The 24,946-nt window shown below is 70.3% G+C and carries 23 protein-coding genes; 6 read left to right on the plus strand and 17 right to left on the minus strand.

From position 1 onward, the window contains the following. The 3 genes from AB0N68_RS03750 to AB0N68_RS03760 all read right to left on the minus strand — a co-directional run bounded on the left by AB0N68_RS03750 (position 1) and on the right by AB0N68_RS03760 (position 3,413). Positions 1 to 816 (minus strand): GntR family transcriptional regulator, encoded by an 816-nt coding sequence (locus tag AB0N68_RS03750; RefSeq protein ID WP_161973074.1) that lies wholly within the window; start codon positions 814 to 816, stop codon positions 1 to 3. A gap of 340 nt (positions 817 to 1,156) precedes the next feature. Beyond that, a complete protein-coding gene (locus tag AB0N68_RS03755) occupies positions 1,157 to 2,320 on the minus strand; it encodes an acyl-CoA dehydrogenase family protein (RefSeq protein WP_187663129.1) in 1,164 nt (387 codons plus the stop codon). A gap of 163 nt (positions 2,321 to 2,483) precedes the next feature. Further along, entirely contained in the window at positions 2,484 to 3,413 is a 930-nt protein-coding gene (locus AB0N68_RS03760) for a M15 family metallopeptidase (protein ID WP_259952830.1), read from the minus strand. 74 nt (positions 3,414 to 3,487) lie between these two features. On the opposite strand from AB0N68_RS03760, the gene AB0N68_RS03765 reads away from it, so the two are divergent. Continuing rightward, the gene (locus AB0N68_RS03765) at positions 3,488 to 4,579 is read left to right on the plus strand and encodes an Rv2578c family radical SAM protein (RefSeq protein WP_280569111.1); all 1,092 of its coding nucleotides are present in this window, start codon (positions 3,488 to 3,490) and stop codon (positions 4,577 to 4,579) included. Between the two features lie 43 nt (positions 4,580 to 4,622). Next, the gene (locus AB0N68_RS03770; RefSeq protein WP_280569113.1) at positions 4,623 to 5,162 is read left to right on the plus strand and encodes a YaeQ family protein; all 540 of its coding nucleotides are present in this window, start codon (positions 4,623 to 4,625) and stop codon (positions 5,160 to 5,162) included. Between the two features lie 89 nt (positions 5,163 to 5,251). On the opposite strand, the gene AB0N68_RS03775 is transcribed toward AB0N68_RS03770, so the two are convergent. After that, positions 5,252 to 7,318, minus strand: a complete 2,067-nt coding sequence (locus tag AB0N68_RS03775) for a DEAD/DEAH box helicase (RefSeq protein ID WP_313366661.1) — start codon at positions 7,316 to 7,318, stop codon at positions 5,252 to 5,254. Between the two features lie 273 nt (positions 7,319 to 7,591). Between AB0N68_RS03775 and AB0N68_RS03780 the strand changes: the two genes are divergently transcribed. Next, the gene (locus tag AB0N68_RS03780; protein ID WP_280565072.1) at positions 7,592 to 8,488 is read left to right on the plus strand and encodes an aldose 1-epimerase family protein; all 897 of its coding nucleotides are present in this window, start codon (positions 7,592 to 7,594) and stop codon (positions 8,486 to 8,488) included. Positions 8,489 to 8,584: 96 nt separating this feature from the next. Here AB0N68_RS03780 and AB0N68_RS03785 read toward each other — a convergent pair whose 3' ends face one another. The 9 genes from AB0N68_RS03785 to AB0N68_RS03825 form a co-directional block, all read right to left on the minus strand. Beyond that, the gene (locus AB0N68_RS03785) at positions 8,585 to 11,725 is read right to left on the minus strand and encodes an efflux RND transporter permease subunit (RefSeq protein WP_259952849.1); all 3,141 of its coding nucleotides are present in this window, start codon (positions 11,723 to 11,725) and stop codon (positions 8,585 to 8,587) included. A gap of 16 nt (positions 11,726 to 11,741) precedes the next feature. Further along, entirely contained in the window at positions 11,742 to 12,329 is a 588-nt protein-coding gene (locus AB0N68_RS03790; protein WP_187663122.1) for a TetR/AcrR family transcriptional regulator, read from the minus strand. Positions 12,330 to 12,542: 213 nt separating this feature from the next. Then, the gene (locus tag AB0N68_RS03795) at positions 12,543 to 13,739 is read right to left on the minus strand and encodes a Gfo/Idh/MocA family protein (RefSeq protein WP_259952852.1); all 1,197 of its coding nucleotides are present in this window, start codon (positions 13,737 to 13,739) and stop codon (positions 12,543 to 12,545) included. Positions 13,740 to 13,783: 44 nt separating this feature from the next. Then, positions 13,784 to 14,839 (minus strand): LacI family DNA-binding transcriptional regulator, encoded by a 1,056-nt coding sequence (locus AB0N68_RS03800; protein ID WP_187663121.1) that lies wholly within the window; start codon positions 14,837 to 14,839, stop codon positions 13,784 to 13,786. A gap of 3 nt (positions 14,840 to 14,842) precedes the next feature. Continuing rightward, positions 14,843 to 15,733 carry a carbohydrate ABC transporter permease gene (locus tag AB0N68_RS03805; RefSeq protein WP_259952855.1) on the minus strand — a complete coding sequence of 297 codons (891 nt, stop codon included), beginning with the start codon at positions 15,731 to 15,733 and terminating at the stop codon, positions 14,843 to 14,845. After that, positions 15,726 to 16,688: a carbohydrate ABC transporter permease gene (locus tag AB0N68_RS03810; RefSeq protein WP_268777693.1), complete on the minus strand. Its 963-nt coding sequence runs from the start codon at positions 16,686 to 16,688 to the stop codon at positions 15,726 to 15,728. Before AB0N68_RS03810 ends, AB0N68_RS03805 begins: the two co-directional genes overlap by 8 nt. Before the next feature lie 4 nt (positions 16,689 to 16,692). Continuing rightward, positions 16,693 to 17,955 (minus strand): ABC transporter substrate-binding protein, encoded by a 1,263-nt coding sequence (locus AB0N68_RS03815; RefSeq protein WP_280565090.1) that lies wholly within the window; start codon positions 17,953 to 17,955, stop codon positions 16,693 to 16,695. A 112-nt stretch (positions 17,956 to 18,067) separates the two neighbouring features. Further along, on the minus strand, positions 18,068 to 18,427 hold the full coding sequence (locus tag AB0N68_RS03820) for a fluoride efflux transporter FluC (protein WP_280565093.1): 360 nt from the start codon (positions 18,425 to 18,427) through the stop codon (positions 18,068 to 18,070). Further along, a complete protein-coding gene (locus AB0N68_RS03825; protein ID WP_280565095.1) occupies positions 18,424 to 18,798 on the minus strand; it encodes a FluC/FEX family fluoride channel in 375 nt (124 codons plus the stop codon). The genes AB0N68_RS03820 and AB0N68_RS03825 overlap by 4 nt, the downstream gene beginning before the upstream one ends. An 86-nt stretch (positions 18,799 to 18,884) precedes the next feature. Between AB0N68_RS03825 and AB0N68_RS03830 the strand changes: the two genes are divergently transcribed. Then, on the plus strand, positions 18,885 to 20,414 hold the full coding sequence (locus tag AB0N68_RS03830; protein ID WP_280565097.1) for an FAD-dependent oxidoreductase: 1,530 nt from the start codon (positions 18,885 to 18,887) through the stop codon (positions 20,412 to 20,414). 1 nt (position 20,415) lies between these two features. Here AB0N68_RS03830 and AB0N68_RS03835 read toward each other — a convergent pair whose 3' ends face one another. From AB0N68_RS03835 to AB0N68_RS03845, 3 genes are all read right to left on the minus strand, one after another. Continuing rightward, a complete protein-coding gene (locus AB0N68_RS03835) occupies positions 20,416 to 21,222 on the minus strand; it encodes a nitroreductase family protein (RefSeq protein WP_259952866.1) in 807 nt (268 codons plus the stop codon). A 4-nt stretch (positions 21,223 to 21,226) separates the two neighbouring features. Next, positions 21,227 to 21,610: a hypothetical protein gene (locus AB0N68_RS03840; protein ID WP_187663113.1), complete on the minus strand. Its 384-nt coding sequence runs from the start codon at positions 21,608 to 21,610 to the stop codon at positions 21,227 to 21,229. A gap of 113 nt (positions 21,611 to 21,723) precedes the next feature. Continuing rightward, positions 21,724 to 22,581: a MerR family transcriptional regulator gene (locus AB0N68_RS03845; RefSeq protein WP_280565105.1), complete on the minus strand. Its 858-nt coding sequence runs from the start codon at positions 22,579 to 22,581 to the stop codon at positions 21,724 to 21,726. 219 nt (positions 22,582 to 22,800) lie between these two features. Between AB0N68_RS03845 and AB0N68_RS03850 the strand changes: the two genes are divergently transcribed. Continuing rightward, the gene (locus AB0N68_RS03850) at positions 22,801 to 23,640 is read left to right on the plus strand and encodes a DUF4097 family beta strand repeat-containing protein (protein WP_187663111.1); all 840 of its coding nucleotides are present in this window, start codon (positions 22,801 to 22,803) and stop codon (positions 23,638 to 23,640) included. Beyond that, on the plus strand, positions 23,637 to 24,263 hold the full coding sequence (locus AB0N68_RS03855; protein WP_187663110.1) for a PadR family transcriptional regulator: 627 nt from the start codon (positions 23,637 to 23,639) through the stop codon (positions 24,261 to 24,263). Before AB0N68_RS03850 ends, AB0N68_RS03855 begins: the two co-directional genes overlap by 4 nt. 62 nt (positions 24,264 to 24,325) lie before the next feature. On the opposite strand, the gene AB0N68_RS03860 is transcribed toward AB0N68_RS03855, so the two are convergent. Further along, positions 24,326 to 24,868, minus strand: a complete 543-nt coding sequence (locus tag AB0N68_RS03860) for a universal stress protein (protein ID WP_187663109.1) — start codon at positions 24,866 to 24,868, stop codon at positions 24,326 to 24,328. Between the last annotated feature and the right edge of the window lie 78 nt (positions 24,869 to 24,946).

The raw sequence follows: 24,946 nt of genomic DNA on the forward strand, positions 1-24,946 counted from the left end.
TCAGCGGAGCGCGGCCGGGTATCGGCCGGAAGCGGTCTCGTTCGAGATGCCCGCCGCGTCGAAGCCGGTGTCGACGCTCACGCGCAGACGGTCGGTCCGCACGGAGGCGCGGGAGATGTCGATGGGCTGCCCGCTCTGGTCGTAGGCGACGGCCTCGACCACGACGATCGGATGCCCCGGCTCGACCTCGAGCAGTCCCGCGAGCATCCGGTCGGCCGAGACGGCCTCGATCGTGCGGTGCATGCGCGCGATCCGCACGCCGGTGACGCGGGAGATCGCGGCGTAAAGGCTGGCCCGGGGGTCGCGGAGGTCGGGAAGGACACCGACGAAGCGCGTGGGCAGGTAGTTGATCACGTGGACGGCCGTGCGGGCGCCGACGGCGCGCACGCGCTCCAGCACGAAGCCCATGCCGTCGGGCGAGTCGCGACCGACCACCGCGGCGGCCCAGGACGGCAGCGGTTCGATCCCTCCGCGGAGGATCTCGGAACTCAGGGCGCTGCGTCCGTCCTCGCTGTACTCGCCGAGCAGGCTCGGCGCGGAGGGCAGCGTCCAGGCGGACGGCCCCTGGGCACGCTCGACGAACGCGCCCTTGCCCTGCTGCCGGGAGATGATCCCGGCGCTCTCGAGACGAGACAGCGCATCGCGGACCGAGGTCCGGGAGGCGGCGAAGTGCGCGCGCAGTTCGCTCTCGCTCGGCAGGCGGTCCCCGGGCGCCCAGGCGCCCTGGGCGATCTGCCCCTCAACGGCGCGCATGATCTGGAACCAGATCGGAGCCGTCGACGTACGGTCGAGCTGCGGCAGGGTGAGCGTGGACATTCCGGCCTCTTCGGTGAGCGGGTGCGAGGACATCGGCGTCCTCGAGCCGGACGTTGCCTGTCCGGACATGTATCGATCATGGACCAGCACATGTATCCCCTGAAGAGACAAGTCAGAAGAAAGTCGGCCCCTTGGCCGGGATCCCGATTATCCGCTCACCATCAGGCTTTTCTTCACAGGGCGTCGATCCCGGAACCGGCGCACCGCACGGCCGGCCGTCCCCGCCGACGCCACTCGTCGATACAAGTGGGGCCGCACTCATCCGCCCCCAGACGGAAAACGCACCCTCGGGATGTTCCGAGGGTGCGTTTCTCCTGCGGCCCGCCGCGCGGGCCCTGCGTCAGCGCTTGCCGGCGATCTGACGCCCGACGATCTCGCGCATGATCTCGTTCGTGCCGCCGTAGATGCGGTGCACACGGGCGTCGAGGAAGGCCCGGGCGATGGGGTACTCGGTGATGTAGCCGTAGCCGCCGTGGAGCTGGACGCCGGCGTCGAGCACCTCCCACTCACGCTCGGTCGCCCAGAACTTGACCTTCGCGGCCTCTTCCGCCGAGAGCCTGCCGTCCTTGTAGGCCAGCAGCGCGCGGTCGATGAAGGCCCACAGCGCGTCGACCGTGGCGGACATGTCGGCGATGGTGAAGCGGCTGTTCTGGAAGTCGATGATGCGCTCCCCGAAGGCCTCGCGGTCCTTGGTGTACGCGACGGTCCAGTCGAACGCGGCCTGCGCGGCAGCGGCTCCGGCCACGCCGATCGAGAGGCGCTCGAGCGGCAGGTTCATCATGAGCTGGATGAAGCCCTTGCCCTCGACGCCGCCGATGAGGTTCTCCTCCGGCACGAACACGTCGCTGAACGACAGCTCGGCGGTGTCATGGCCGTGGAAGCCCATCTTGGACAGCTTCTTGCCGTTGTCGAATCCCTCCATGCCCTTCTCGATGAGCACGAGGCTGAACGCGTCGGGACGGTTGCCCTCGCCGGTCTTCACGAACGTGACGACGAGGTCGGCGGTCGCGCCCGATGAGATGAACGTCTTCGCGCCGTTGACGATGTAGCCGCCGTCCGTCTTCTTCGCCGTGGTCTTGATGCCGCGGAGGTCGGAGCCGGCGCCGGGCTCGGTCATGGCGAGCGCGCCGACGACCTCACCGGTGGCCATGCGGGGCAGCCACTTCTCCTTCTGCTCCTGCGTGCCCATGTGCACGAGGTACGGCACGGCCAGGTCGTCCTGGATGCCGAAGGCCCCGGCGAGCGATCCCGCTCCGGCCGCGATGACCTCTTCGTTCACGATCGCGCGGAAGCGGTAGTCCTGCAGCATTCCGGCGCCGCCGAACTCCTCCGGCACGGAGAGCCCGATGATGCCGGCCTCACCCGCGGCGCGCATCGTGGCGCGGTCCACCTCGCCGGCGGCGTCCCACTTCTCGATCGCCTCGTGCGTGACGTGGCGCTTGACGAAATCCTTGACGAGGTCGCGGAATGCCTCGTGATCCTCTTCGTAGATGTCGCGTTCCATGCCGTCCTCCCGAACGTGTCGTGCGTCGTTGCTCCGGCGAGTCTACGGCGGGAACACGGGGCAGGACAGGCGATTGTGAGAATGCATCCCATCGTGGGTGGGACTGGGTATCGCCTTTGTGGAATGCCTCAGTGCGAGCGGATCACACCCCTGCCGCGCCGGCTCAGTGGTCGTAATCGGGCGCCGCCGGGAGCCCGAAGAACTCCTCCAGCGTGTGATAGCCGCCTTCGTGATACGCCGCCGCGAGCTCCCTGCCGACGTAGCGCAGGTGCCAGGGCTCCGGGGCGTACCCGGTGACGGGCGTGCCGACCTGTTCGTAGCGCACGATGAACCCGTACTCCCAGGCGTGCGCCGCCACCCACTCGCTCTGACGCGTCGCGCCGAAGCCGTCCAGACCGCCGCAGCCGTCATCACAGGCCACGACGTCGAGGGCGAGACCGGTCTGATGCTCGCTGTGACCCGGTCGCGCCGAGCCGGCATCCGCGTCCGCCTGCCCCTGGTCCCGCACGTGCGCACCGTATGTCGCGACCTGGAGGCCGTAGGAACGGTAGCCGTTGTTCGCGCCAATGCGTCCGACCCCGGCCGCCCCGGCGGCGTCCGCCATGCGCCCGGCGGCGTCGGCGACCTCCGCGCGCACCCGGCCCGACGGGGTCGTCATCTGCAGCGGCACCTGGCTCAGTCCTTCGGGTTCGTAGGCGGCGGGTTCGAGCGGACGCCCCTTGTTGACCACGACCCAGATCCGGGCGGGATCGCTGAGCGAGACACAGGGTGCATTACCGGCGATCACCGCCTCACGGAAGCGCGCTCCACCGCCGAACCCCGCGACGGTGGCGGCGTCGTCCCCGGCCGCGATCGCAGCCTGCACCACGGGGTCGGCGCAGGGGTCCGCCGCAGGGGTCGCCGTGTTCTGCACGGTCGGTACCTGCATCACCGCGACGGGGCGCGGGAGCGGTGGGGATGCCACGGGGGTCGCGGCCGCCCCGGTGAGCGAGAGCACCACGCCGATCGCGGTCACCGCCAGCCCGACCGGCAGGGCGGGTCCGAAGATCGGGGAGCGCGGCGCCGCATGCTGAGCGTACGGCGAGGAGGGCATGCCCCCATTCTTCCATTCGAACATCAGTGCCACACTCACTTGACTTCGATTCGATTCTTTGTTCGACTGGGAGGATGCGGTGGCAGGGACAGAAACTCGCGGACAGCGACGAGGCGGCATTGCCGGGCCTCGAGAACCGTTCGAGCGTCCTCCGCACGGTGACCACACCGGAGTTCGCCGGCATGACGTTCCACGAGGTGCTGTCGAAGTCAGCGCTCAACCACGTCCCCGGGGCGTCGCGCATGCCCTTCGCCTGGACCATCAACCCCTATCGCGGCTGCTCCCATGCGTGCACCTACTGCTTCGCCCGGGGCACGCACGAGTACCTCGACCTCGACGGCGGCGCGGACTTCGACACCCAGATCGTCGTCAAGGTCAATGTCGTCGAGGTGCTCGAGCGGGAGCTGCGCCGCGGGAGCTGGCAGCACGAGACAGTCGCCCTCGGTACGAACACCGACCCGTACCAGCGGGCCGAGGGGCGCTATGCCCTCATGCCCGGCATCATCGAGGCGCTGGCGGCGTCGGGCACCCCGATGTCGATCCTGACGAAGGGCACGCTGATCCGTCGGGACATCCCGCTGCTGAAGAAGGCGGCGCAGCGTGTGCCGGTCGACGTGCAGATGTCGATCGCGATGTACGACGACGCGCTGCAGAAGGCGATCGAGCCGGGCGCCCCGACCACGCAGGCCCGCCTCGACACGGTGCGCGCGCTCGCCGACGCCGGCTTCCCCGTCACGGTGTTCCTCATGCCGATCATGCCGCATCTGACCGACTCCCTTCCCGCGATCGACGACGCCCTCCGCCGTATCAAGGCCGCCGGAGCGCGGAGCGTGATCTACGGGGCCCTGCATCTGCGTCCGGGAGTCAAGCCGTGGTTCTTCCAGTGGCTTGGTGAGAACCGTCCCGATCTCGTGTCGTCGTATCGCGGGCTGTATCCCGGGGCGTCCGTCGAGGCACCGAAGCCGTACCGGCAGTGGCTCGCCAAGCGCGCTCGCCCCCTCATCCGGATGCACGGGCTCGACGCCCGGCACGAAGACGACTATCCGCGGCGCGGGTCCCGCCCGGGCCAAGGGCATGTCCAGACGGAGACGCCGCCGGCCGGGCCGGTCATGTTCACGCCGAGCGGCCGCGCGGCCGCCGCCCCGCCGCAGCCGATGCTGTTCTGACCCGGTCGGCCGGAGGGCGCGGCTCCGCGTAGGCTCGAGGATCATGGCGATCGGTTCGACAGTCCACACGTTCGAGATGCAGCTCGCCGACACCGATCGCGGGGTCTACGAAGACGTCTCGCTCCGGGCCGCCCGGCATCCGTCCGAGACCGACGCGTACATGCTCACCCGGGTCCTCGCCTACGGGCTCGAGTTCGCGGAGGGCGTCGCGTTCGGCGGCAGCGTCTCCGACACGGAGGAGCCCGCGGTGCTCGTGCGCGACCTCACGGGCCGAGTCACGGTCTGGATCGAGGTGGGCGCTCCGGATGCCGCGCGGCTGCATCACGCCTCCCGCCTCGCGGACCGGACAGTGGTCTACACGCACCGCGACCCGGCCAAGGTCATGGCGCCGTGGGCCGACAAGCGCATCCATCGTTCCGAGGACATCCGGGTGTACAGCTTCGACCCCGGCTTCATCGACAGCGCTACGCCCCACCTCGCCCGCCGGAACACCCTGACCCTCACGGTCACCGAGCGCGTTCTCTACCTCGACCTCAACGGCACGTCCCTGACGACCACCCTCCACGAGCACACCCTCCCCTGACACCCCGGCTGCCCGCGCACCTTCCCGGTGCGGAGTGCGAAAAGGCCCCGGAGACCGAAGTCTCCGGGGCCTTTCTGATCCCGAACGCGTCAGGAGGTGAGTTCCGCGGCGGACGGCACGCGCCCCGCGATCTCCTCGATCACGTCGTCGTCCACGCGCGCCTGCTCGAACGGCGCCTCGATCTCGGCGCGACCGAGCAGCTCGGTCATCCGACGCTGGCGCTGCCGCGTGATGAGCGTGACGACCCGGCCCGAGCGCCCCGCGCGACCGGTGCGACCCGAGCGGTGCAGGTACGTCTTGTACTCGTCCGGCGCGTCGGCCTGGACCACGAGGTCGATGTCGTCGACGTGGATGCCGCGCGCGGCCACATCGGTGGCCACGAGGACGTTCACCCGGCCCGAGGTCAGCTTCTCCAGGTTCCGCGTGCGCTTGGCCTGGTTGAGGTCGCCGTGCAGCGAGACCGCGGGGATGCCCGCGTCGTCGAACTGGTCGGCCAGCATGTCGGCGTAGGCACGGGTGCGGGCGAAGACCAGGGTCTTGCCCTCGCGGTCGACGAGCGAGGTGAGGATGTCGGCCTTGTCGCGGTGCTCGATGACGAGCACCCGGTGCTCGATCGTGCTGGAGCCCTGGTCTTCGCCCGCGACCTCGAACACGGCGGGGTCGACGAGGAACTCGTCCACGAGCGCCGCGACCTCGCGGTCGAGCGTCGCGGAGAACAGGAGCTTCTGGCTGCCCTCGGCCGTGCGGCGGAGGATGCGCTGGACGGGCTCGACGAACCCGAGCTCGCACATGTGGTCGGCTTCGTCGAGCACCGCGATCCGGCAGTCCGACAGGTCGAGCTTGCCCTGGTTCATCAGGTCCTCGACGCGGCCGGGGGTGCCGATGACGATGTCGACGCCCTTCTTCAGCGCGCCCACCTGACGACCCTGCGGCACACCGCCGTAGATCTGCGTCGTGAACAGGCCCACGCTCCGGGCGATCGGCTGGATGGTCCGGTCGATCTGCAGCGCGAGCTCGCGCGTCGGGGCGAGGATGATCGCGCGCGGCGAGCGGCCGAACTCGCGACGCTTGCCCGCCTGCGACTTCAGCACCCGCTCGACGAGCGGCGCGCCGAAGGCGATGGTCTTGCCGGAGCCCGTGCGGCCGCGGGCGAGCACGTCGCGCCCCTCGAGGACGGCGGGGATGCTCGCCGCCTGGATCGGGAACGGCGTCGCGGCCCCCATGCCGTTCAGGGTCTCGGTGATGTTCGAGCCGAGGCCGAGATCGGCGAACGTGATGCCCTCGACCTCGACGGCCTGCACGGCCTGCGCCTCGAGGCGCTCGTGGACGACGTCGTCGGCCTGCTCGAACGCCGCCTTCGGCTTCGCGTTCCAGTCGTTGCGGGTCGGACGCTCGTCGCGGCGGGGGCGCTCGTCCCGACGCGGACGCTCGGTACGATAGGCCCCGCCGGTCGACGGCCGCTCGCGCCCGCCCTCGAAGGAGCGCTGCGTGCGGTCGCGGTCGAAGGCGCGGCGGGCACGGGCGGCGTCGTAGGAGCGGTCGGCCCCCTGGTCGTTGCCGCGGGCGCGGTCGCCCCCGCGGTCATCGCGCCGCGGACGGTCGTCGCGGTCGAAGCGCGGACGCTCGTTCCGGCGATCGTCGAAGCGCGGGCGGCCCCCGTCGCGGTGGTCGCCGTCGCGGAAGCCCTGTCGCTGCGAGCCGCCGCGGTCGTCGCGCCGCGGACGGTCGTCGAAGCGGCCGGCCCCTGCGCGGTCGTTGTACCGCGGACGCTCGGAGCGGTCGTCGAACCGGCCGGCGCCTGCGCGGTCGTCGCGGCGGTGCGGGGCCTCGCGGCGTCCGGACTCCGCACGGTTGCGGATGCCGCGGGCCTCGTCGCGGCCGGCGCGCTCCTGAGAGCTCCACCGACGCTTCGGCGCACCGGACTCGGTCTCCTCCGGGCGATAGCCGCGGTGGCCGGGGCTGCGGCTGCCGGGGCGGCGGTCGTACCCGCCGGTCACGCGGGAGTCGCGGTCCTCGCGAGCGGGACGCTCGTCGCGGGCCGTGTCCCGACCACCGGTCGGTCGGTGGCGGTCGTGGAACGAGGTCTTCTTAGCGCCGTAGCGCGGCTCGAAGTTCGCGGCGGCGCGACCGCCACGGGGCTTCTTGTTCTTGGGCATTCGGGTGTCCTTCTTGCGTTCTCGCACGAGAACAGCGCTGCGCGCACGCGCGAGCACTCCGATCCAGCGGAGTCCGGACGATCTGCGGCCGGGGCCATTCCTGTGATGGTTGATTCGCGTCGATCGACGCGCACCATCGGCCCCTGGACTCACACTTCACACACTGAAAAACGTCCGCGCCCTGCGCGGGTGTCCGAAGCCGACCGCCCCAGTCTACCCGGCGACCCTGGGAGACCCCCGCACTCCGGCGGCCTGCGGCACTACGATGTCGAGGTGAACTCCGTCTCTCCCACCGGCACCCAGGTCCACCTCCGCCTCGGCGACGTGACCGCGCAGATCGCCCAGGTCGGCGCCTCCCTCCGTGGCCTGCGCATCGGCGAGGTCGACCTCGTCTCGCCCTACCCGCTCGACGTCCCGACGCCGTCGTGCTCAGGAGTCGTGCTGACACCGTGGCCCAATCGGGTGCGAGATGGCCGCTGGGACGACGAGGGCACCGTCCGTCAGCTCGCGATCAGCGAGCCGAAGACCACCACCGCCAGCCACGGGCTCCTGCGCTACACCGCCTACGCGGTCGAGCAGACGGAGGGAGCCGCGACCCTGCGCGCGACCGTCTTCCCGCAGACCGGCTACCCGTACCTGATCGAGACGTCCGTCGCCTACGTCCTCACCGCGGCCGGCATCGAGGTCACGCACACGCTCACCAACTGGTCCGACTCGGCGGCTCCGGTCGCGCTCGGCACGCACCCGTTCCCGACGATCGGCGACGTCGACCCGCACGACCTCGTCCTCCGCGTCCCGGCCCACACCGTGTTCGAGACGGACGACCGCATGCTCCCGACCGGCACCCGTCCCGCCGACCCCGACCTGCGCGAGGGCGTCCGGGTCGGCGACGTCTCGCTCGACACCGGGTTCACGGACCTCGTGCGCGACCCCGACGGCCGCGTGCGGCACACCCTCACCGCGCCCGACGGCCGGACCGTCACGCTCTGGCAGGGCGAGGGCTTCGACTTCGTGCAGGTGTACACCGCGACGAACTACCCCGGAACCCCGCTCGCCGTCGCGATCGAGCCGATGACCGCTCCGGCGGACGCGTTCAACAGCGGCCTCGGGGTGCGCCGTCTGGCTTCTGGCGAGACCTGGACGCTGGAGTGGGGCCTCTCCTTCGCTTGACCGCGGTTCACAACTCAGGAGAACCCACGCGGAAAGGCCCCGATCCTCGTCTCACCGACGGAATCGGGGCCTTTCTCCTGAGTTGTGAACGCTCGGCTACTCGCCGTGGTTCTCGCGCAGCTCTCGGCGGCTGACCGGTGTGCCGTCCGCATGGACCGGAACCGGGGCGGCATCCTCGTGGTGCTCGCCCTTGCGGGCCCGGCGGCGCTCCCGCGCCCCCTCGACCAGGTTGTACAGCGTCGGCAGCACGATGAGCGTCAGCACCGTGGAGGAGACGAGTCCGCCGATCACCACGATGGCCAGCGGCTGGGAGATGAACCCGCCGTGCCCCGTGATCCCCAGCGCCATCGGGGTGAGGGCGAGGATCGTGGCGAGCGCTGTCATGAGGATCGGGCGCAGACGCTTCTCCCCACCTGCCATCACGGCATCCGCGGTCGACAGCCCCTTCTCCCGATACTGGTTCACGAGGTCGACGAGCACGATCGCGTTCGTCACCACGATGCCGATGAGCATCAGCACACCGATCAGCGAGGCCACGCCCAGCGGCACGCCCGTGACGATCTGCAGCAGGATGGCTCCGGTCGCCGCGAACGGCACCGAGATCAGCAGCAGGAGCGGCTGCCGCAGCGACTTGAACGTCGCCACCATCACGACGTACACGATGAGGATCGCGGCGAGCATCGCGAGGCCGAGCTGCGCGAACGAATCGGCCTGCTGCGAGGCGACGCCGCCGACCTCGGCCGAGGCGCCGTCGGGGAGGTCCGCCGCGGCGAGCGCCTCGGTGACCGACTGGGTGGCGACCGCGAGGTTGTCCGATGCGGGCGGCACGGTGACGGTCGCGGTGCGGCGTCCCTGCTCGGTGGTGATCGAGGTGGGGCCGTTGCGCTGCTCGACGGTCGCGATGTCCTGCAGCGGCACGATGCCCGCCGCGGTGGGGATCGCGAGCTGCTGGAGCGCGGCGACGGTCGTCGGCGGCTCCGGGTTGACGAGGTACACCGTCAGCGCGGTGTCGTCGATCTCGACCGATCCGATCTGCTGCGGACGCATCGTGTTGGACACGATCGACCCGACGGCGACCTCGGACAGTCCGACCCGCGCGGCGGCCTCGCGGTCCACGACCACGGCGATGTACGGCAGGGCCTCGGCGAGGTTGTCCGTGACCTGCCCGATGCCCTCGCGGCCGTCGAGCTCCTCCACCACGGCGGAGGTCGCGGTGGCGAGGTCGTCGCCGTTCGCCGCCGTCACGGTGATCTCGATGTCGCTGGAGCCGAAACCGGCGGACGCCGCGACGTTGACCTCGCCGACCTCGTCGCCGAGGCCGTCGATGGCATCCTGCACCTCGGCACGCAGCTTCTCCTGGTCGGCGTCGCCGTCGGTGAGGACCGAGTAGGTGATCCCCGCGCCGCCGGAGAACGCGTCGCGCAGCGCGGAGCCGCTCGACCCGATGGAGGCCTGCACGTGCTCGATGCCGTCTATGTCGAGAAGGGCCTCCTCGACGGGGGCAGCGGCATCGGACTTCGCCTGCAGGCTCGCGGTCGGCCCGAGGTCCTGCGTCACGGTCATGGTGTTCTGACCGGAGTCGCTGAGGAAGTTCACCTTCATCAGCGGGGCGGCGGCGAGCGTCCCGGCGAGGACCACTACCGCGAGTGCCACCGTGATGCCCGAGTGCTTCAGCGTCCAGCCGAGGATGGGGCGGTAGCCGCGCTGCAGCCGCGTCGGCGGGGCCGCCGGGTCCTCCGGGTCGATCGCGTTCCCGCTCTCGTCGAGGAGCGGCTTGCCGGGCTTGAGGAACCAGTACGCCAGCACCGGCACGATCGTCAGAGCCACGAAGAGCGAGGCGACCATGGCGATGGTGACCGTCATCGCGAACGGACGGAACAGCTCGCCCACCATGTCGCCGACGAACACGATCGGCAGGAACACCGCCACGGTCGTGATGGTCGACGCGGTGATGGCCGCGGCGACCTCGCGCACCGCGAGACGGATCGCATCGCCCTTGTCCGCGCCGCCGACGTAGTGGCGCTTGATGTTCTCGATCACCACGATGGAGTCGTCGACCACGCGGCCGATCGCGATCGTGAGCGCCCCGAGGGTCAGCACGTTCAGCGAGTAGCCGAATGCCTGCAGCCCGATGAAGGTGATGAGAACGGACGTCGGGATCGAGATCGCGGTGACGAGCGTCGAGCGCACCGACATCAGGAACACGAGGATCACGAGCACGGCCATCACGAGGCCGAGCAGACCCTCCGTGGCGAGGGTGTCGATCGACTGCACGATGAACGGTGCCTGGTCGAACACGACCGTGAACTCGGCGTCCGGGAGCGCTTCCCCGATCTCGTCGAGCGCGGCCAGCACCCCCTGCGACACCTCGACCGTGTTGGCGGCGGGGAGCTTGGTGATGGAGATCGACAGGGCATCCTCGCCGTCGACCCGGGAGATCGAGGTCACCGGGTCCGACACCTGGGCCACCGTCGCGACGTCGCCGATGGTCACCGCGGTACCGACGAGAGGCAAGGCGGCGATCTCGTCGACCGAGGTGATCTTGGCGCCGGTCTGCACCGTGAGGGTCTCGCCGTCCTCGGTGATCTCACCGCCGGGGAAGAGGGTGCCGTTCTGCTGCAGCGCGGTGCTGATCGCCTCGCTGCTCTGCCCGGCCGCGGCGAGCTTCGCGAGGTCGGGGGTGATGGTGATGCGCTGTCCGACGCCGCCGACGATCTCCGCCGCGTTCACCCCGTCGACGTCCTCCAGATCGGGGATCGCGACGCTCTCCAGCTGCGCCTGGGCGTTGTCCGCGTCCTCGAAGCCCGTGACCGCGACCTGGATCACCGGGAAGTCGTCGATCGACACCGAGAGCACCTGCGGCGTGACGTCCTCCGGGAGCTGCGAGGAGATGCGGTTGATCGCCTGCTGGATCTTCTGCTCCGCGGTCGCGAGGTTGGTGCCGTACGAGAACATCGCCTGCACGATCGAGGCGTTGGTCGTGCTCGTCGCGGTCGTCGACTCCAGGTCGGGCACGCCCTGGATGGCGGACTCGATCGGCGTCGAGACGTCGTTCTCGACCACCTCGGGCGAGGCGCCGGGGTAGGTGGTCATGACCACGAGCGCCGGCAGCTCGAGCGACGGGATGAGCTCCTGCTTGAGGTTGGTCAGCGCGAGCCCGCCGAACACCGCGGCGACGATCGTCACGAGCGCGATGAGGGCGCGGTTCTTCAGGCTGAGGATGGCGAGTTTCGACAAGGCGGGGTCCTCGGTGTCAGGGGGTGGCGGTCGCTGCGGATGGGAGGGAGAGGGGTACTCCGAGGATCCGCGCCAGTGCGGATTCGAGGAAGGACTGTTCGAGTTCGACGTCGCGGATCTGCGTGCTCCACATGACGCCGTCGATGAAGATCATCGCCGCTCGGGCCCGGTCGGCGCCATAGGTCGGCTCCAGGAGGTCGACGAGGCGGTCGGACAGGTGGCGCGCGAGCTGGCGCAGACGCGGATCGTGCACGGCTGCCGTGACCACGGCTCGATCCGCCTGCACCGCGTGGCCGTCGTGGATGCTGTCGTACACGAGCGCCGCGATGACGTCGGCCCCGGCTCCCCGTTCGGCGAGGGTCTGCCGCACTCCGTCGAGTCGGCATTCGATCTCGTCCGCGAGCGCTCGGAAGGCGGCGGTGCGCAGGTCGTCGAGGGTGTCGAAGTACTGGGTGGTCGCCCCGAGCGGCACTCCGGCTCTGGCGGCCACCATCCGATGCGTGATGGCGTCGGCCCCGACCTCGACGATCAGCTCGGCCGTGGCGGTGACGATCTCCCGACGACGCGCTTCGGGGTCACGCCGCCGACGCGCGCTCTCCACCATCGCTCACCCCCTGGACACCCGTACATGTACGTTTGTACATTCGCTCCGGTGTGAACTCCCTGAGAACGGCCGCCCGCTTCTTTCCTGTCTCCCCGCCGTGCCGGATCACTTCCGCACCCCGCACCCCCGTTCCCGGTCCCTTTTCGCGCTCTCACGGGTGGGAATCTCCTCCCGTGATCGAAAACGTTCCGGGGTGGGGGGCGGAGGAGGGGGTCAGGCGGCGGAGGAAGACGGGGCGGAGGAGGGGGTCTGGCCGCGCTCGAAGTAGGCGACGAGATCGGGGTCGAGCGGGGGGACGGCGATCGCGGAGCCGTCACCCCGGAGGGACGCGGTGGCGAGGATGCCGGCGGCCACGGCCTCGCGCGCCGCGACGGGAGAGGTCGCCGTGAGACCCCCGTGCCGCACGAACCGGAGGAACTCGGCCACGAGCAGCGCGTCGGCACCGTCGTGTCCGGCGTCGGGCACCTCGGGCACGACGAACACCTCGTCCGCGTCGGCCGCCCCGGCATGCCGACGGTTCCACAGCTTCACCTCGCTGCCGGCCACGTCGCCGAAGTTCTCGATGCGCCCCTCGGTGCCGATCACGGTGTAGTTCCGCCAGTAGTCCGGGGTGAAGTGGCACTGCTGGTACGAGGCGAAGATCCCGCCCTCGAGCCGCAGGTTCACCATCGAGATGTCCTCGACGTCGACCACAGGGTGGAGTCCGGTGAGCGCGGTCGGCGGCCAGTTGTCCATGCTGAACCAGTCGGGCATCCGCTCACCCGTGCGGTCCCGCCGGTCGGTGATGTCGCCGTAGACGCTGAGGCCGCCCATCGCCGCCACCTGCTCGGTGTACGCCCCCGCCAGCCAGTGGATGATGTCGAGGTCGTGTGCTCCCTTCTGCAGGAGGAGTCCGGTGGTGCGGCTCCGGTCGGCGTGCCAGTCTTTGAAGTAGAAGTCGCCGCCGTGCCCCACGAAGTGCCGCACCCACACGGCCTTCACCTGCCCGATGCGCCCGGCCTGGATGAGCCCGCGCATGAGCGTGATCACGGGCATGTGCCGCATGTTGTGGCCGATGTAGAGGCGGGTCCCGGTCCGTCGCGCCGTCTCCAGCATGCGGTCGGCGTCGGCGAGGTTGATCGCGAGGGGCTTCTCGCAGAAGACGGGCACCCCGGCCTCCAGCGCCCGGATGGTCAGCGCGGCGTGCGTGTCGTCCGGGGTCAGCACCATGACCGCGTCGACCCCGGACGCGAGCAGCTCGTCGAGGGAGTCGGTGATGAGGGCGTCGGGGACGAGCGCCCTGGCGTCCTCGCGGGCACGCGGGGCGAGGTCGCAGACGGCGGTGATACGGGAGCCGTGGTCCGGCCGATGCACCTCCTCCTGAAGGGTGGAGCGCGCGCCGAAGCCGATGATGCCGATGTGGAGGTCCAACAGAAGTCCTTCGTGAAAGGGGGGGGGGAAGAAGAGGGGGCGGCTCAGCGACCGCGGGCAGCCGGGGCGTCGAGATCGGTCGAGCCGCCGGGGACGAGGGCCCAGGGGAACTCGTGCAGCGCACCGGGTGAGGGGTCGCTCTCGAGCGCCTTCTCGACGATGATCCGCGCCTGCCGCTCGTAGAAGTCCGTCGGGCCGACGGTGGTGAGGGTGGGGGCGATGAGCCGGGCGTCCGGGGTGTTCCCGACGCCGACCACCGCGACGTCGTGAGGCACGCGGAGCCCGAGCATGTGGGCGGCGTTGATCGCGGCGATCGCGGCGAAGTCGGTCGTCGCGTACACGGCGTCCGGGCGGTTCTCCTGCGACAGCAGCTCGATCGCGGCGGTGAACGCGCTGGCCTGCGTCTCGGCATAGGTCACGGTCCATGCCGGGTCCGGGGAGATGCCGGCAGCCGCGAGCTTCTCGACATACGGCGTGTACCGCGTGACCTGCGTGGCCGCGAGGCGGACGGCGCCCTCCGCGGCGATGCAGCCGATGGCCGCGTGCCGCTCCAGCAGGTGGTCCATCGCGAGCTCGCACCCCGGGATCGCGTCCGAGCGGATGACGTCGAACCCGTCCGGCTCCAGATGCTCCGAGAACACCACGAGCCGCTGGCCGCGCTTGACGAGGTCGCCCAGCCGTCGGGCGTCCTCCTCGTCCAGCCCGACGCCGTCGAGGTATGCCACGTCGCTCTCGACGCGGTCGAGCGCCGCGTGCCAGTCGCCGTCGGCGAGGATCAGCGTCGTGAGCCCGTGCTTGTTCGCCTCGGCGTTCACGGCGTCGGCCACCGCCAGCGACCACGGATCGCTCAGCATGTGGAGGGAGAGCTGCACCATGCCGCTGCGACCGGTGCGGATCGCCCTGGCCGCCGTGTTCGGACGGTAGTTGAGCTCGTCCGCGGCCGCGAGCACCCTGGCCGCGGTCGCTTCGGCCACGCCGGCCCCGCTGGCACCGGCGCGGCCGGAGAAGACGTACGACACGGTCGCGGTCGACACCCCGGCACGTTCGGCCACCATCCGCAGCGTCGGTCGGCGGCTGGGGGCGTGCTCACGCTGTGCCATGTCTCATCCCTTCGTCCCGCTGAACGCGATGCCCTGGATGAACTGCCGCTGCAGGATCATGAACGTCACCAGCATGGGCAGGGTCGCCAGCAGGGCGCCGGCCATGAGCACCGGGTAATCGGTGCCGTGGATGCCGACGAGCTGCGAGAGTCCGACAGACAGCGGCATCTTCGCCGGGTCGGTCGTCACGATCAGCGGCCACAGCAGATCGTTCCAGGACCACAGCACGGTGAACACCACAAGTGCGATGATGCCAGGCTTCGCCAGTGGAACCATGATCCGCCAGAAGGTCTGCCACGGATTCGCCCCGTCGATCCGCGCCGCCTCCTCCAGCTCGGCCGGCATCGAGAGGAAGAACTGGCGCATCAGGAAGGTCCCGAAGGCGCTGAAGATGCCGGGCACGATGAGCGCCTGCAACGTGTTCAGCCAGCCGAGCGCCTGGATGATCTCGTACTGCGGCAGCAGGTAGAGCTGCGAGGGCACCATGAGCACCGAGAGGAACACGACGAACAGGGCGTTCCGGCCGGGGAAGGCGATGCGCGCGAACGCGTAGCCCGCCATGGTGCACAGGGCGACCTGCCCGACCGTGCGGCCGACGGTGAGGAGCACGGAGTTCAGGAACATCTGGCCGAACGGCATCGAGTCGAAGACCTCGGCGAAGTTCGTGAACACCCATTCGCGCGGGAGGAACGACGGCGGCACCTGCACCGAGTCGGACAGCGTCTTGAACGAGGTCAGCAGCTGCCAGACGAACGGGAACACCATGAGTGCGGCGCCGGCGATGAGCACGACGTGCACGATCCACAGTCCGCGGTTCCGGGGCGTGCCGGCCGTCCGCGATCGTGCGGGGGCGGCGCCGACGACCGCGCGGGTGTCGAGGGAGACGTCACTCATAGTGCACCCACTTCTTCTGCAGCCGGAACTGCACGATCGTCAGCACGAGGATGATCAGCAGCAGGAGGAAGGCGACGGCGGCGGCGTACCCGCGGTCGTTGTCGAGGAAACCCGCTTCGTAGAACAGGTAGACGACCGTGCGGGTGTTCGGCATCGCGGGGTTGCTGCGGCCGAGCATCATGTAGATGAGGTCGAACACCTGCAGAGCCCCGATGACGCTGATGACGCTGACGAAGAAGATCGACGGCGACAGCAGCGGGATCGTGATGGAGAAGAACTTACGCACGGGGCCCGCCCCGTCGAGGTCGGCCGCCTCCATGATCGTGTCCGGGATGCCCTGGAGTCCGGCGAGGAAGATGACGATGTTGGTCCCGAGTCCCGCCCAGATGCCGACGACGGCGATCGCGATCAACGCGGTGTTCGGGTCGGTCAGCCAGCTCCGCCCGTCGATGCCGACCGCGCCGAGGGCGGCGTTCAGGACGCCGTAATCGCCGTTGTAGATCATGCGCCAGACGAGGGCGATCGCCGCGGGCATGGTGACGACGGGGATGAAGTAGAGGGTGCGGTAGGCGCTGCGGCCCGTGAGGCCGGTGGTGTTCAGCAGCGCGGCGATCCCGACCGCGAGGGGGATGCCGATCAGCGCGATCACCGTGTAGACCGCGGTGTTGCGCAGAGCGCCGAGGAGCTCCGGGTCCTGGAACAGCCGCACGTAGTTCTCGAACCCGATCCACTCGGAGCCGCCGAACGGGCCGGACTTCGTGAAGGAGATGATGAGCGTGCGCACGGTGGGCCACAGGTAGAACACGGCCAGCCCCAGGGCGGTGGGCCCGAGGAAGACGAGGGCCCACCACGGCGAGGCACCGGGCGTCCGGCGCCGCCGGCGGACACCGGAGGACGGGGCCTCCGGTGCCCGCCCGGCGGCGGGGGCGACCGCGCGAGGCGCGAGGACGGTCATCCGGTCACTCCTGCTCGGCGTCCAGCGCGGTCTGCATCTGCGCGGCGAGATCCTGCAGGCCTTCCTTCGGGGAGACCGCTCCGGACCAGACCTGGGACAGCACCTCGCTCTCGATGCTCGTCCACGCGGAGGTGTTCTTCGACACCGGGTACGGGACGGCCGTCTCCAGCGCGTCGATGTAGACCTGCAGGTCGTACTGCGGGAGCGCATCCACCCAGGCCTGCTGCGTGCCGTTGAACGCCGGGATCACGGTGCCGGTCTCGGCCTGGATCTTCGCCGCCTGCTCGCCGCTCGCGAAGGCGGCGAAGTCCTTCGCCTCCTCCACGTGCGCGCTCTTGGCGTTCGCGACGTTCCCGACGCCGTGGATCACGCTCTGGTTGCCCTCCGGGCCTGCGGGCAGAGGAGCCACGTCGACGCTGTCGCCGATGTCGGCGTTGTCCGCGTAGGCGATGGCGGCCCAGGAGCCGTTCTGGAACATGGCGACCTTGCCCGACAGGAAGAAGTCCTCCGGGTTCGTGTCCGTCATCTGCTGCGCCGTGGGCGAGGAGCCGTCAGCGATGAGGTCGGTCCACAGCTCGACGCCCTCGAGAGCCTCGGGCGAGCCGTAGCCGCTCTCAGTGCCGTCCGCGGAGATGACCTCGCCGCCGGCCTGTGCGATCGAGTTGTAGAAGTTCTCCTGGCCGTACTGGCTCGCGGCGACGCCGAACCGGCCGTTCGCGGGGTCGGTCAGCTTCGCGGCCGCGGTGGTGAAGTCGTCCCAGGTCCAGCCGGCGCTGGGGTACTCCACTCCGGCGGCGTCGAACAGCGTCTTGTTGTACCAGAGCGCGACGGTGTCGAAGTCCTTGGGGGCGCCGTAGAGCGCGTCGTCGTAGGTGTAGAGGTCGACGAGGCCCTGGGGGTAGTCGGAGGCGTCCACGTCGTCGAGCGGCGCGAGCTGGCCGTTCGAGGCGTAGAGCTGGAAGTTCGGCCCGTTCATCCAGAACACGTCGGCGGCCGACCCTCCCGTCACCGCGGTCTGGAGCTTGGTGAAGTACTCCTTGTAGGGCGTGACCTGGATCTCGATCGTGACGTTCGGGTGCTCCTCGGTATAGGCGGCGGCGATGTCCTCCATCGCGGGCTTCTGGTTCTCGTCCCAGATCGCGTAGCTGAGGGTGATGTCGCCGCCCGAGGACTCCCCGGTCGCGGAGGAGGAGCAGGCGGAGAGCGCCAGGACGGCGGCCGCGGAGGCGGCGAGAGCGCCCAGGGCGCGGCGGGAGGTGCGGGGCATCGAGGTCTCCTTTGACGGGTGCACGAGAAGGCGGTGCGCGATGTTAACCGTTTAGCGTTAAACGATTAGCAGCGAGAGTAGCGCGCCGCGTCCGTTCTTCGCAAGCACCGATCTAGAGCGCGGATCCCAGCGCCAGCCCCAGCCCCGCGGCGAGGAGACCGAGCAGGAGCATGCCGAGCGCGTCGAACGCCGCAGCCCCGCGTTCGCCGTCCCGCCACAGGGCGACCGCATCGAGCATCGCGGTGCTGAAGGTCGTGTAGCCCCCGAGCAGACCAGCGCCGAGCACGAACGCCGCGTCCGGAAGCGCCGTCGCCACCAGCCCCAGCGCGAAGGAGCCGCTGAGGTTGACGGCCAGGATCCCCCACGGGAACCGCCGGCCGACGAGCCGGGCGACACCGAGGTCGACGAGATAGCGCAGGACGGCGCCGACGCCCCCGGCGAGCGCCGCGGCGAGGAACAGCAGCGGACTCACGTCGCCCCTCCCCGGCGCGGGCGCCCCAGCCGGAGCCCCGCGGACGCCGCGAGGAGGCCGAGGGCGAGGCTGACCGCGGCATACGCGGCGGCGAGGAGCGGTGCCGACGCCCACAGGGCTAGCGTCCCGGTCATGAAGGCGCTGTAGGTCGTGAACCCCCCGAGGACCCCGGTGCCCAGCAGCAGCCGCAGCTCCGCCGAGGCCGGGAGCCGCGCCGCCACGACGCCGATGAGCAGGGCGCCCAGCACGTTGGCCGGCAGCACCGCGAGGGGGAACCCGCCGAGGTCGGGGACGAGGAGCCCGAGGCCCAGGCGCGCCGCCGTCCCCAGCGTGCCGCCGAGCGCGACGAGCAGGACACGACGGAGACTCACGCTGGCCACTGTAGTCGCGCATGACAGCGCGACCGTCGGATGTCAAGGCGTTGGGGCGGGGACGGGGACAGGCGTTGACTGTCGGCATGAAGCCACTCTGGAAGGTCGACCAGGACGCACCCCACGGCACTCCCTTCGATCCCGGCGCGCAGCACGACGTGCTCATCGTGGGGGCAGGCCTCACGGGACTCTCGACCGCGGTGCTCCTGACCCGCGCCGGACTCGACGTCGTCGTCGTCGATGCAGGCGATGTGGCGGAGCTGTCGACGGGCGGCAACACGGGCAAGCTCTCCCTCCTCCAGGGGCAGCAGCTCGCCACGATCCGCACGCACCATCCGGCCGCGCTCGTCCAGGCGTACGTCGACGCCAACCGCGCCGGCATGGAGTGGCTCACGGGCTTCGCGGACAGCGCCGGCCTGAGCTACACGGAGCGGACCGACCACACCTACGCCCAGGGTCCTGAGGGGCTCGAATCGGTGCGGTCCCAGCATGCCGCCGCGCGGGAGGCGGGACTGCCGACGCGTCTGCTCACCGCGGGCGAGCTGTCGACGCCGTTCCCCGTCGCGGGCGCGGTCGCGCTGGATTCCCAGGTGACGATCGACCCGGTCGCCGTCGCCGACGCGCTCGCGAAGGAGTTCCTCGCGGGCGGCGGCACCCTGCACACCGGCGTCCGTGTGACGGGCGCCCACGCCCTCCCGGAGCCTCGGGTGGAGACCACGGCCGGCCCGATGTTCGCCGAGCACATCGTCCTCGCGACGGGGACCCCGATCCTCGACCGGGGCCTGTACTTCTCCAAGGTCGCCGGGATGCGGTCGTACTGCGTCTCGTTCCGGGTCTCCAGCGGGGTGCCGGAGGGGACGTTCATCTCCGCCGACAGCCCCACGCGGTCGATCCGCCCGGTTTCGGCTGCCGACGGTCCGGCGGACACGGCACAGCTCGTCGTCGGCGGCAACGGGCATCCGGTCGGCCGCTCGGACGGTGAGACCGCGGCGATCGACGATCTCGTCGCCTGGACGCGGCTGCACTTCCCGGACGCGGAGGAGACGCACCGCTGGTCCGCGCAGGACTACCAGTCGCACAACCTCATCCCCTTCGTCGGCGCTCTGCCGCGCGGCCTCGGTCGCATCCGCATCGCCACCGGGTACGCGAAGTGGGGGCTGTCGAACGCGCCCGCCGCGGCCCTGCGGCTCACCGAGGAGATCATCGGGACGAAGCGCAGCGAGCGTCCGTCCTGGATGCTGCGCCTCGGCACCCGTCTGACCGTCCCCGCCGACCTCGCGCGCGGCGCCGTCGAGGGAGCGAAGGTGGCCGCCGCGGCCACGAAGGGCTGGGTCGCGGCCGAGACCACGCCGGTCCCGGTGCCGCAACCAGCGGAGGGCGAGGGCGTGGTGGCGAACCGTGGCGGCCGCCCGGTCGCCATCTCCACCGTCGACGGCGTGACCCGTGCGGTCAGCGCGGTGTGCCCGCACCTCGGCGGCGTCCTCGACTGGAACGACGCCGAGTGCACATGGGACTGCCCGCTGCACGCGTCGCGGTTCGCCGCGGACGGCACCCGCATCGAGGGGCCTGCTCTGAAGGACCTCGAGCAGATGCCGCGGACGGTCGGCGGCTCGTGACTCAGGACCGGGTCGGCGGGGCGTCCCAACCCTGCTGCGGGGTGTCGCAGTCCTCACGGAACACGTACTGCGACACGAGCTTGCGCTGGCTGCTGGACCAGTCGATCGCCGGGCGGCGCTGCTCCGGCGGCAGGTAGCCCAGCCGGTAGACGGCCATGAGCTCCAGGTCGTCGGGCACCCGCAGCAGCCGCACGATCTCGTCCCAGCGCCCCGGCACCTCCATCGGGAACGAGATGAATTGGATGCCCATGCCCAGCTCGACCGTGGTCAGCCAGACGTTCTCCATGGCCGCGCCCATGCTGAACACGGAGTAGAACGACGACAGCTGCCCCGGCCGGTACTCGCTGCGGTCGAGCATGACGCCGAGCAGGAGGGGCGACCCGGCCACGAGCTTGCGGTTCTCCGCGCCCAGCGTCTTCGGCACCCCGAACGTGTTCATCAGCGTCTGGCCGCGCTTCGTGAACACCTGCGACGTGAAGGGGCGCAGCGGCGCGGGGAGCTTGTCGAACAGCATGCCGCTGCGCTTCTCCTCCATCTCCTCCTGGCTGAAGCGGAAGTAGGGCTTGTACCGCTCGAAGAACGTGCCGTTCGACATCGCCTCGGTCATGCTCTCGCCGGAGATGCGCGCGATCTCGTCGATCGTGTCCCGGTTCTCGATCACGACGAAGCGCCACGGCTGACTGTTGAGCTGCGACGGTGCGCGACCTGCGGCTTCCAGGAGGATGCGCTGGTGCTCCTCGGAGACCGGGTCGGGGAGGAACGCTCCGTTCGTGGTCTTGCGGCGGCGGATGGCGTCGAGGAGTTCCATACGGTCACTTCCGGTCGGAGGGGAGGCGCGAGACCACGAGGCCCGCGAGGACGAAGGGCGCTGCCGTGAGGGCGACGAGCGGGTGCCGCCGGGTGTGCGTCCCGGCGTAGGGGATCGCGGCCAGCGGGACGGCAGCGGGGAGGAGGGCCAGGGCGGCGCGGCGGCTGCGCGGCGTGCGAGTGGCCAGACCGACGACGACGGCGAGTCCGGTCGTCGCGCAGGTCAGGATGTAGAGCGCGTGGTGCACCCAGCGGAAACGACGCGTGTCGATGAGCCGTCCCGCCACCGCAGCCCCGAGGGCGCAGTTCGCCGCATAGGCCGTCGCCGCCGCCGCGAAGACTCCGGACGCGGGGCGGTCGTCGCGCTCGCGCTTCCGTCGCCCCGTCATGGCACGACCCTACGCCCTCCCCTCCTCCCCCGATCCACCCCCTTGCGTACGAGCGGCCCCCTTGAGTACGACCGCACCGGGGTGGGTCGCACGCAAAGGGGCCGCTCGACGGATCAGAGGGCGGCGTCCGCGTAGATGCGGAGCGCGTCGCGGACGAACTCCGCACCCTGCGTGCCGCCCGCGGACGTCGCGTAGTTCGCACCGAAGCGCGGGTCCGCGACATACATCTCGCCGAGTCCGATGACGTACGCCTTGGCTGCGGCATCCGGCCCCTTCCGGAGGGCGGCGGCCGGAGCGCCGGGGATGCCCGTGAGCCAGGCGACGTGACGACGCGCGAGCTCCTGTGCCTCGGCGGACGCGGGATCGATGCCGCTCTCCGCCGCGGCGATCCAGTCGCGTCCGAGGTCGGACACGCGCTGCTGCCAGTCGGCGCGCTCGGCGTCGCTCATCCCGCGCCACCACCGGTCGCTGTCGGCGTAGGCCTTCGTCCCCCAGCGGTCCTCGACCTCCTGCTTGTACTGCGTGTGGTCGAAGCCGTCGAACATGTTCTCTGCCATGAGGTTCTCACCTCCTCTCAATGCCGTGATGGTGGATTCGACCGACGCGATCTGCCGCGCCAGCCGGGTCTGCTCCTCGCGCAGCAGCGCGAGGTGGGTCTCCAGGGCCGACGCCTCGGCCGCCGAGCCACTGTCCCGCGTCCCCGAGCCCGCGTCCCGCGTCCCTGAGCCCTGGGTCCCTGAGCCTGTCGAAGGGCCCAGCACCTCCGCGATCTGCGGCAACCCGAGTCCGAGCTCCCGCAGCAGGAGGATCCGCTGCAGTCGCACGAGCGCCGCCGCGTCATAGTGCCGGTAGCCGTTGGCCGCGATGCGCGACGGCGGCAGCAGCCCGATGTCGTCGTAGTGCCGCAGCGTCCGGCTCGTCGTGCCCGCCAGCCGCGCGATCTCCTGGATCGACCAGTCCCGCGATTCCATCCGCCCTCCCCTTCCGTGTCCGGTCTCCTCCCACCGTAGAAGTTGCCGCTACGTCAAGGTCAACCCCGCCTCCGAATCGCGTGATTGGCTCTATTTCCGGCGGAGATGGGGCCAATCAGGCGATTCGAAGGAGAGAGGGGGTGTTGGAATCGAGATATATCGTGTTATCGTGACGGCAACACGATATATCGTGAATCCCTCGACACAGGAGAAGCAGACATGACCGAGAAGTGGCTCATCGCCCCCGGCGAGGAACGCGTCATCGACATCGCCTCCGCGACCCGGCTCAAGGTGGGCCTCGTCGGCGGCCAGGTCGACGTCATCGCCCATGACGAACCCGGCATCCGGATCGAGGTGCACGGCGTCACCACCAAGGACCTCCGGATCGAATCCCGTGACGGGGAGGTCGAGATCGACCACCCGCAGCTGGGCTGGGACAACTTCCTCGAGGTGTTCCGGAACTTCGGCTCCGGCGGCCCGCGCGCCGAGGTGAGCGTGGCCGTCCCGCGTTCCATCGCCCTGACCCTGGGCGTCGTGAGCGCCGGCGCCCTCGTGTCGGGGATCCGCAACGACACCCGGCTCAACACCGTGTCCGGCGACATCATCGTCGACACCCTCATCGGCGACCTCAGCGTGAACTCCGTCTCCGGCGACGTACAGGTGCGCAACCTCACCGGCTCGATCAACGCCAACAGCGTCTCCGGCGACGTGGCCGTCACCGGAGCGATCCGCAAGGCGACGGTCGACATCGTCTCCGGGTCGACGCTGGTGGACGCCGCAGGCGATGTCAACACGATCACCGTGAACTCGGTCTCCGGCGGCACGACCGTCCGGCTCGACGAGTCCCTCGCGGCGAACTACGTGATCCGCTCGCTCAGCGGTCGTCTCCTCATCGACGGCGTGGAGCGCAGCACCTCCGGCCCGAGCACCTACAACGGCACATCCGGCGAGCTCGCCGGGCGCTTCGTGGACCTCCGCGCCAACTCCGTCTCCGGAGGGGTGACGGTCCTCCGCCGCGCTCCGCAGACGATCGAGAACGACCCGGAGTGGGAAGCATGAGTCCCGCGGTCTTCTCCCACGGCGATCTGCGCCTGTACCTGCTGTCGCTGCTCGCGGAGTCCCCGCAGCACGGCTACGGCATCATCCAGTCCCTCACGGATCGGACCGGCGGCACGTACACCCCGAGTGCCGGCACGATCTACCCGCGCCTCGCGAAGCTCGAGGAGGAGGGGCTGGTCACCAAGACGGTCGATGGACGCACCACGATCTACGCGATCACCGAGGCCGGGCGCGCCGAGCTCGCCTCCCGCGAGAACGACCTCGCCGACATCGAGGCGGGCATCACCGACACCGTCCGACTCATCGCCAACGAGGTGCGCCAGAGCGTACAGGAGGCGATGAAGAGCCTCCGCGCCGATCTGGCGACGGCCACCAAGGATGACCGGGCGGCGGCGAAGTCGCGGCCCCGCACCGCGAGCGAGGATGCGCGGCTGACCAGCCGTGAGGAGCTGCACCGCGCCGACGCCGTCGTGAACGCCTTCCGCGCACGGGTCCGCACCGACCTGCGCACCCATGTCGCGAAGGGCGGCGTCCTCCCGGCGTCGGTGGTCACCGACCTCGAGAACGCGCTGGATCAGGCCGCCCGCACCGTGACGGTCGCGCTGAGCCAGCCGGACTCCTGAGCCTCCATCACTCAGCACGAGGCCCCGCCGACATCCGTCGGCGGGGCCTCGTCGCGTCCGGGTCACTCCGGCCAGATCTCCTTCTGCTCGTCCGGTACCGACTCCCCCAAGGGCACGACGAGCACCGGACGGTGCTGGCGATGAGCCAGCCGGGCGGCCACGGAGCCGGTGAAGAACTCCCGGATCGACTCGCCGATGCCGCGCTTGCGGGTGCCGACCACGATGAGCTGGGCGTCGAGCTTGTTGGCGAGCTGCTTGATGGCCAGAGCCGGGTCGCCGACGAGCTGTCGCGCCGTCCAGGTGACCCCCTTCCCGGCGAGGATCGTGGCGGCCGCGGCCTCGACGGCCTCGAACTCGGCGGCGCCCGCGTCGAAGTTGATGTCGATGGGGGCGGAGTGCACGTAGCCGTCCGGATCCTCGTAGGTGACGAAGCGCGTGATGTCGACGTGGGCGACCACGAGCGGAGCGTTCAGCAGCCGGGCGAACCGCACGGCCTCATCGAGAACGTGCGGGTCCTGGTCGAGCTGCATCCCGACGATGACAGCCTTCTGCAGAGCGGCGTTCTGCGTGGCCTCGTCGGACGGAGTGGAGGTGCTGTCGGTCATGGAGATCGCTCCCTTCGCCGGCCTGGCCGCGGCCAGGGTCTGTTCCCCGCGTGCTATCCTGAATGCTACTCTTACCGG

The organism is Microbacterium meiriae (assembly GCF_040685015.1).
Classification (GTDB): Bacteria; Actinomycetota; Actinomycetes; order Actinomycetales; family Microbacteriaceae; genus Microbacterium; species Microbacterium meiriae.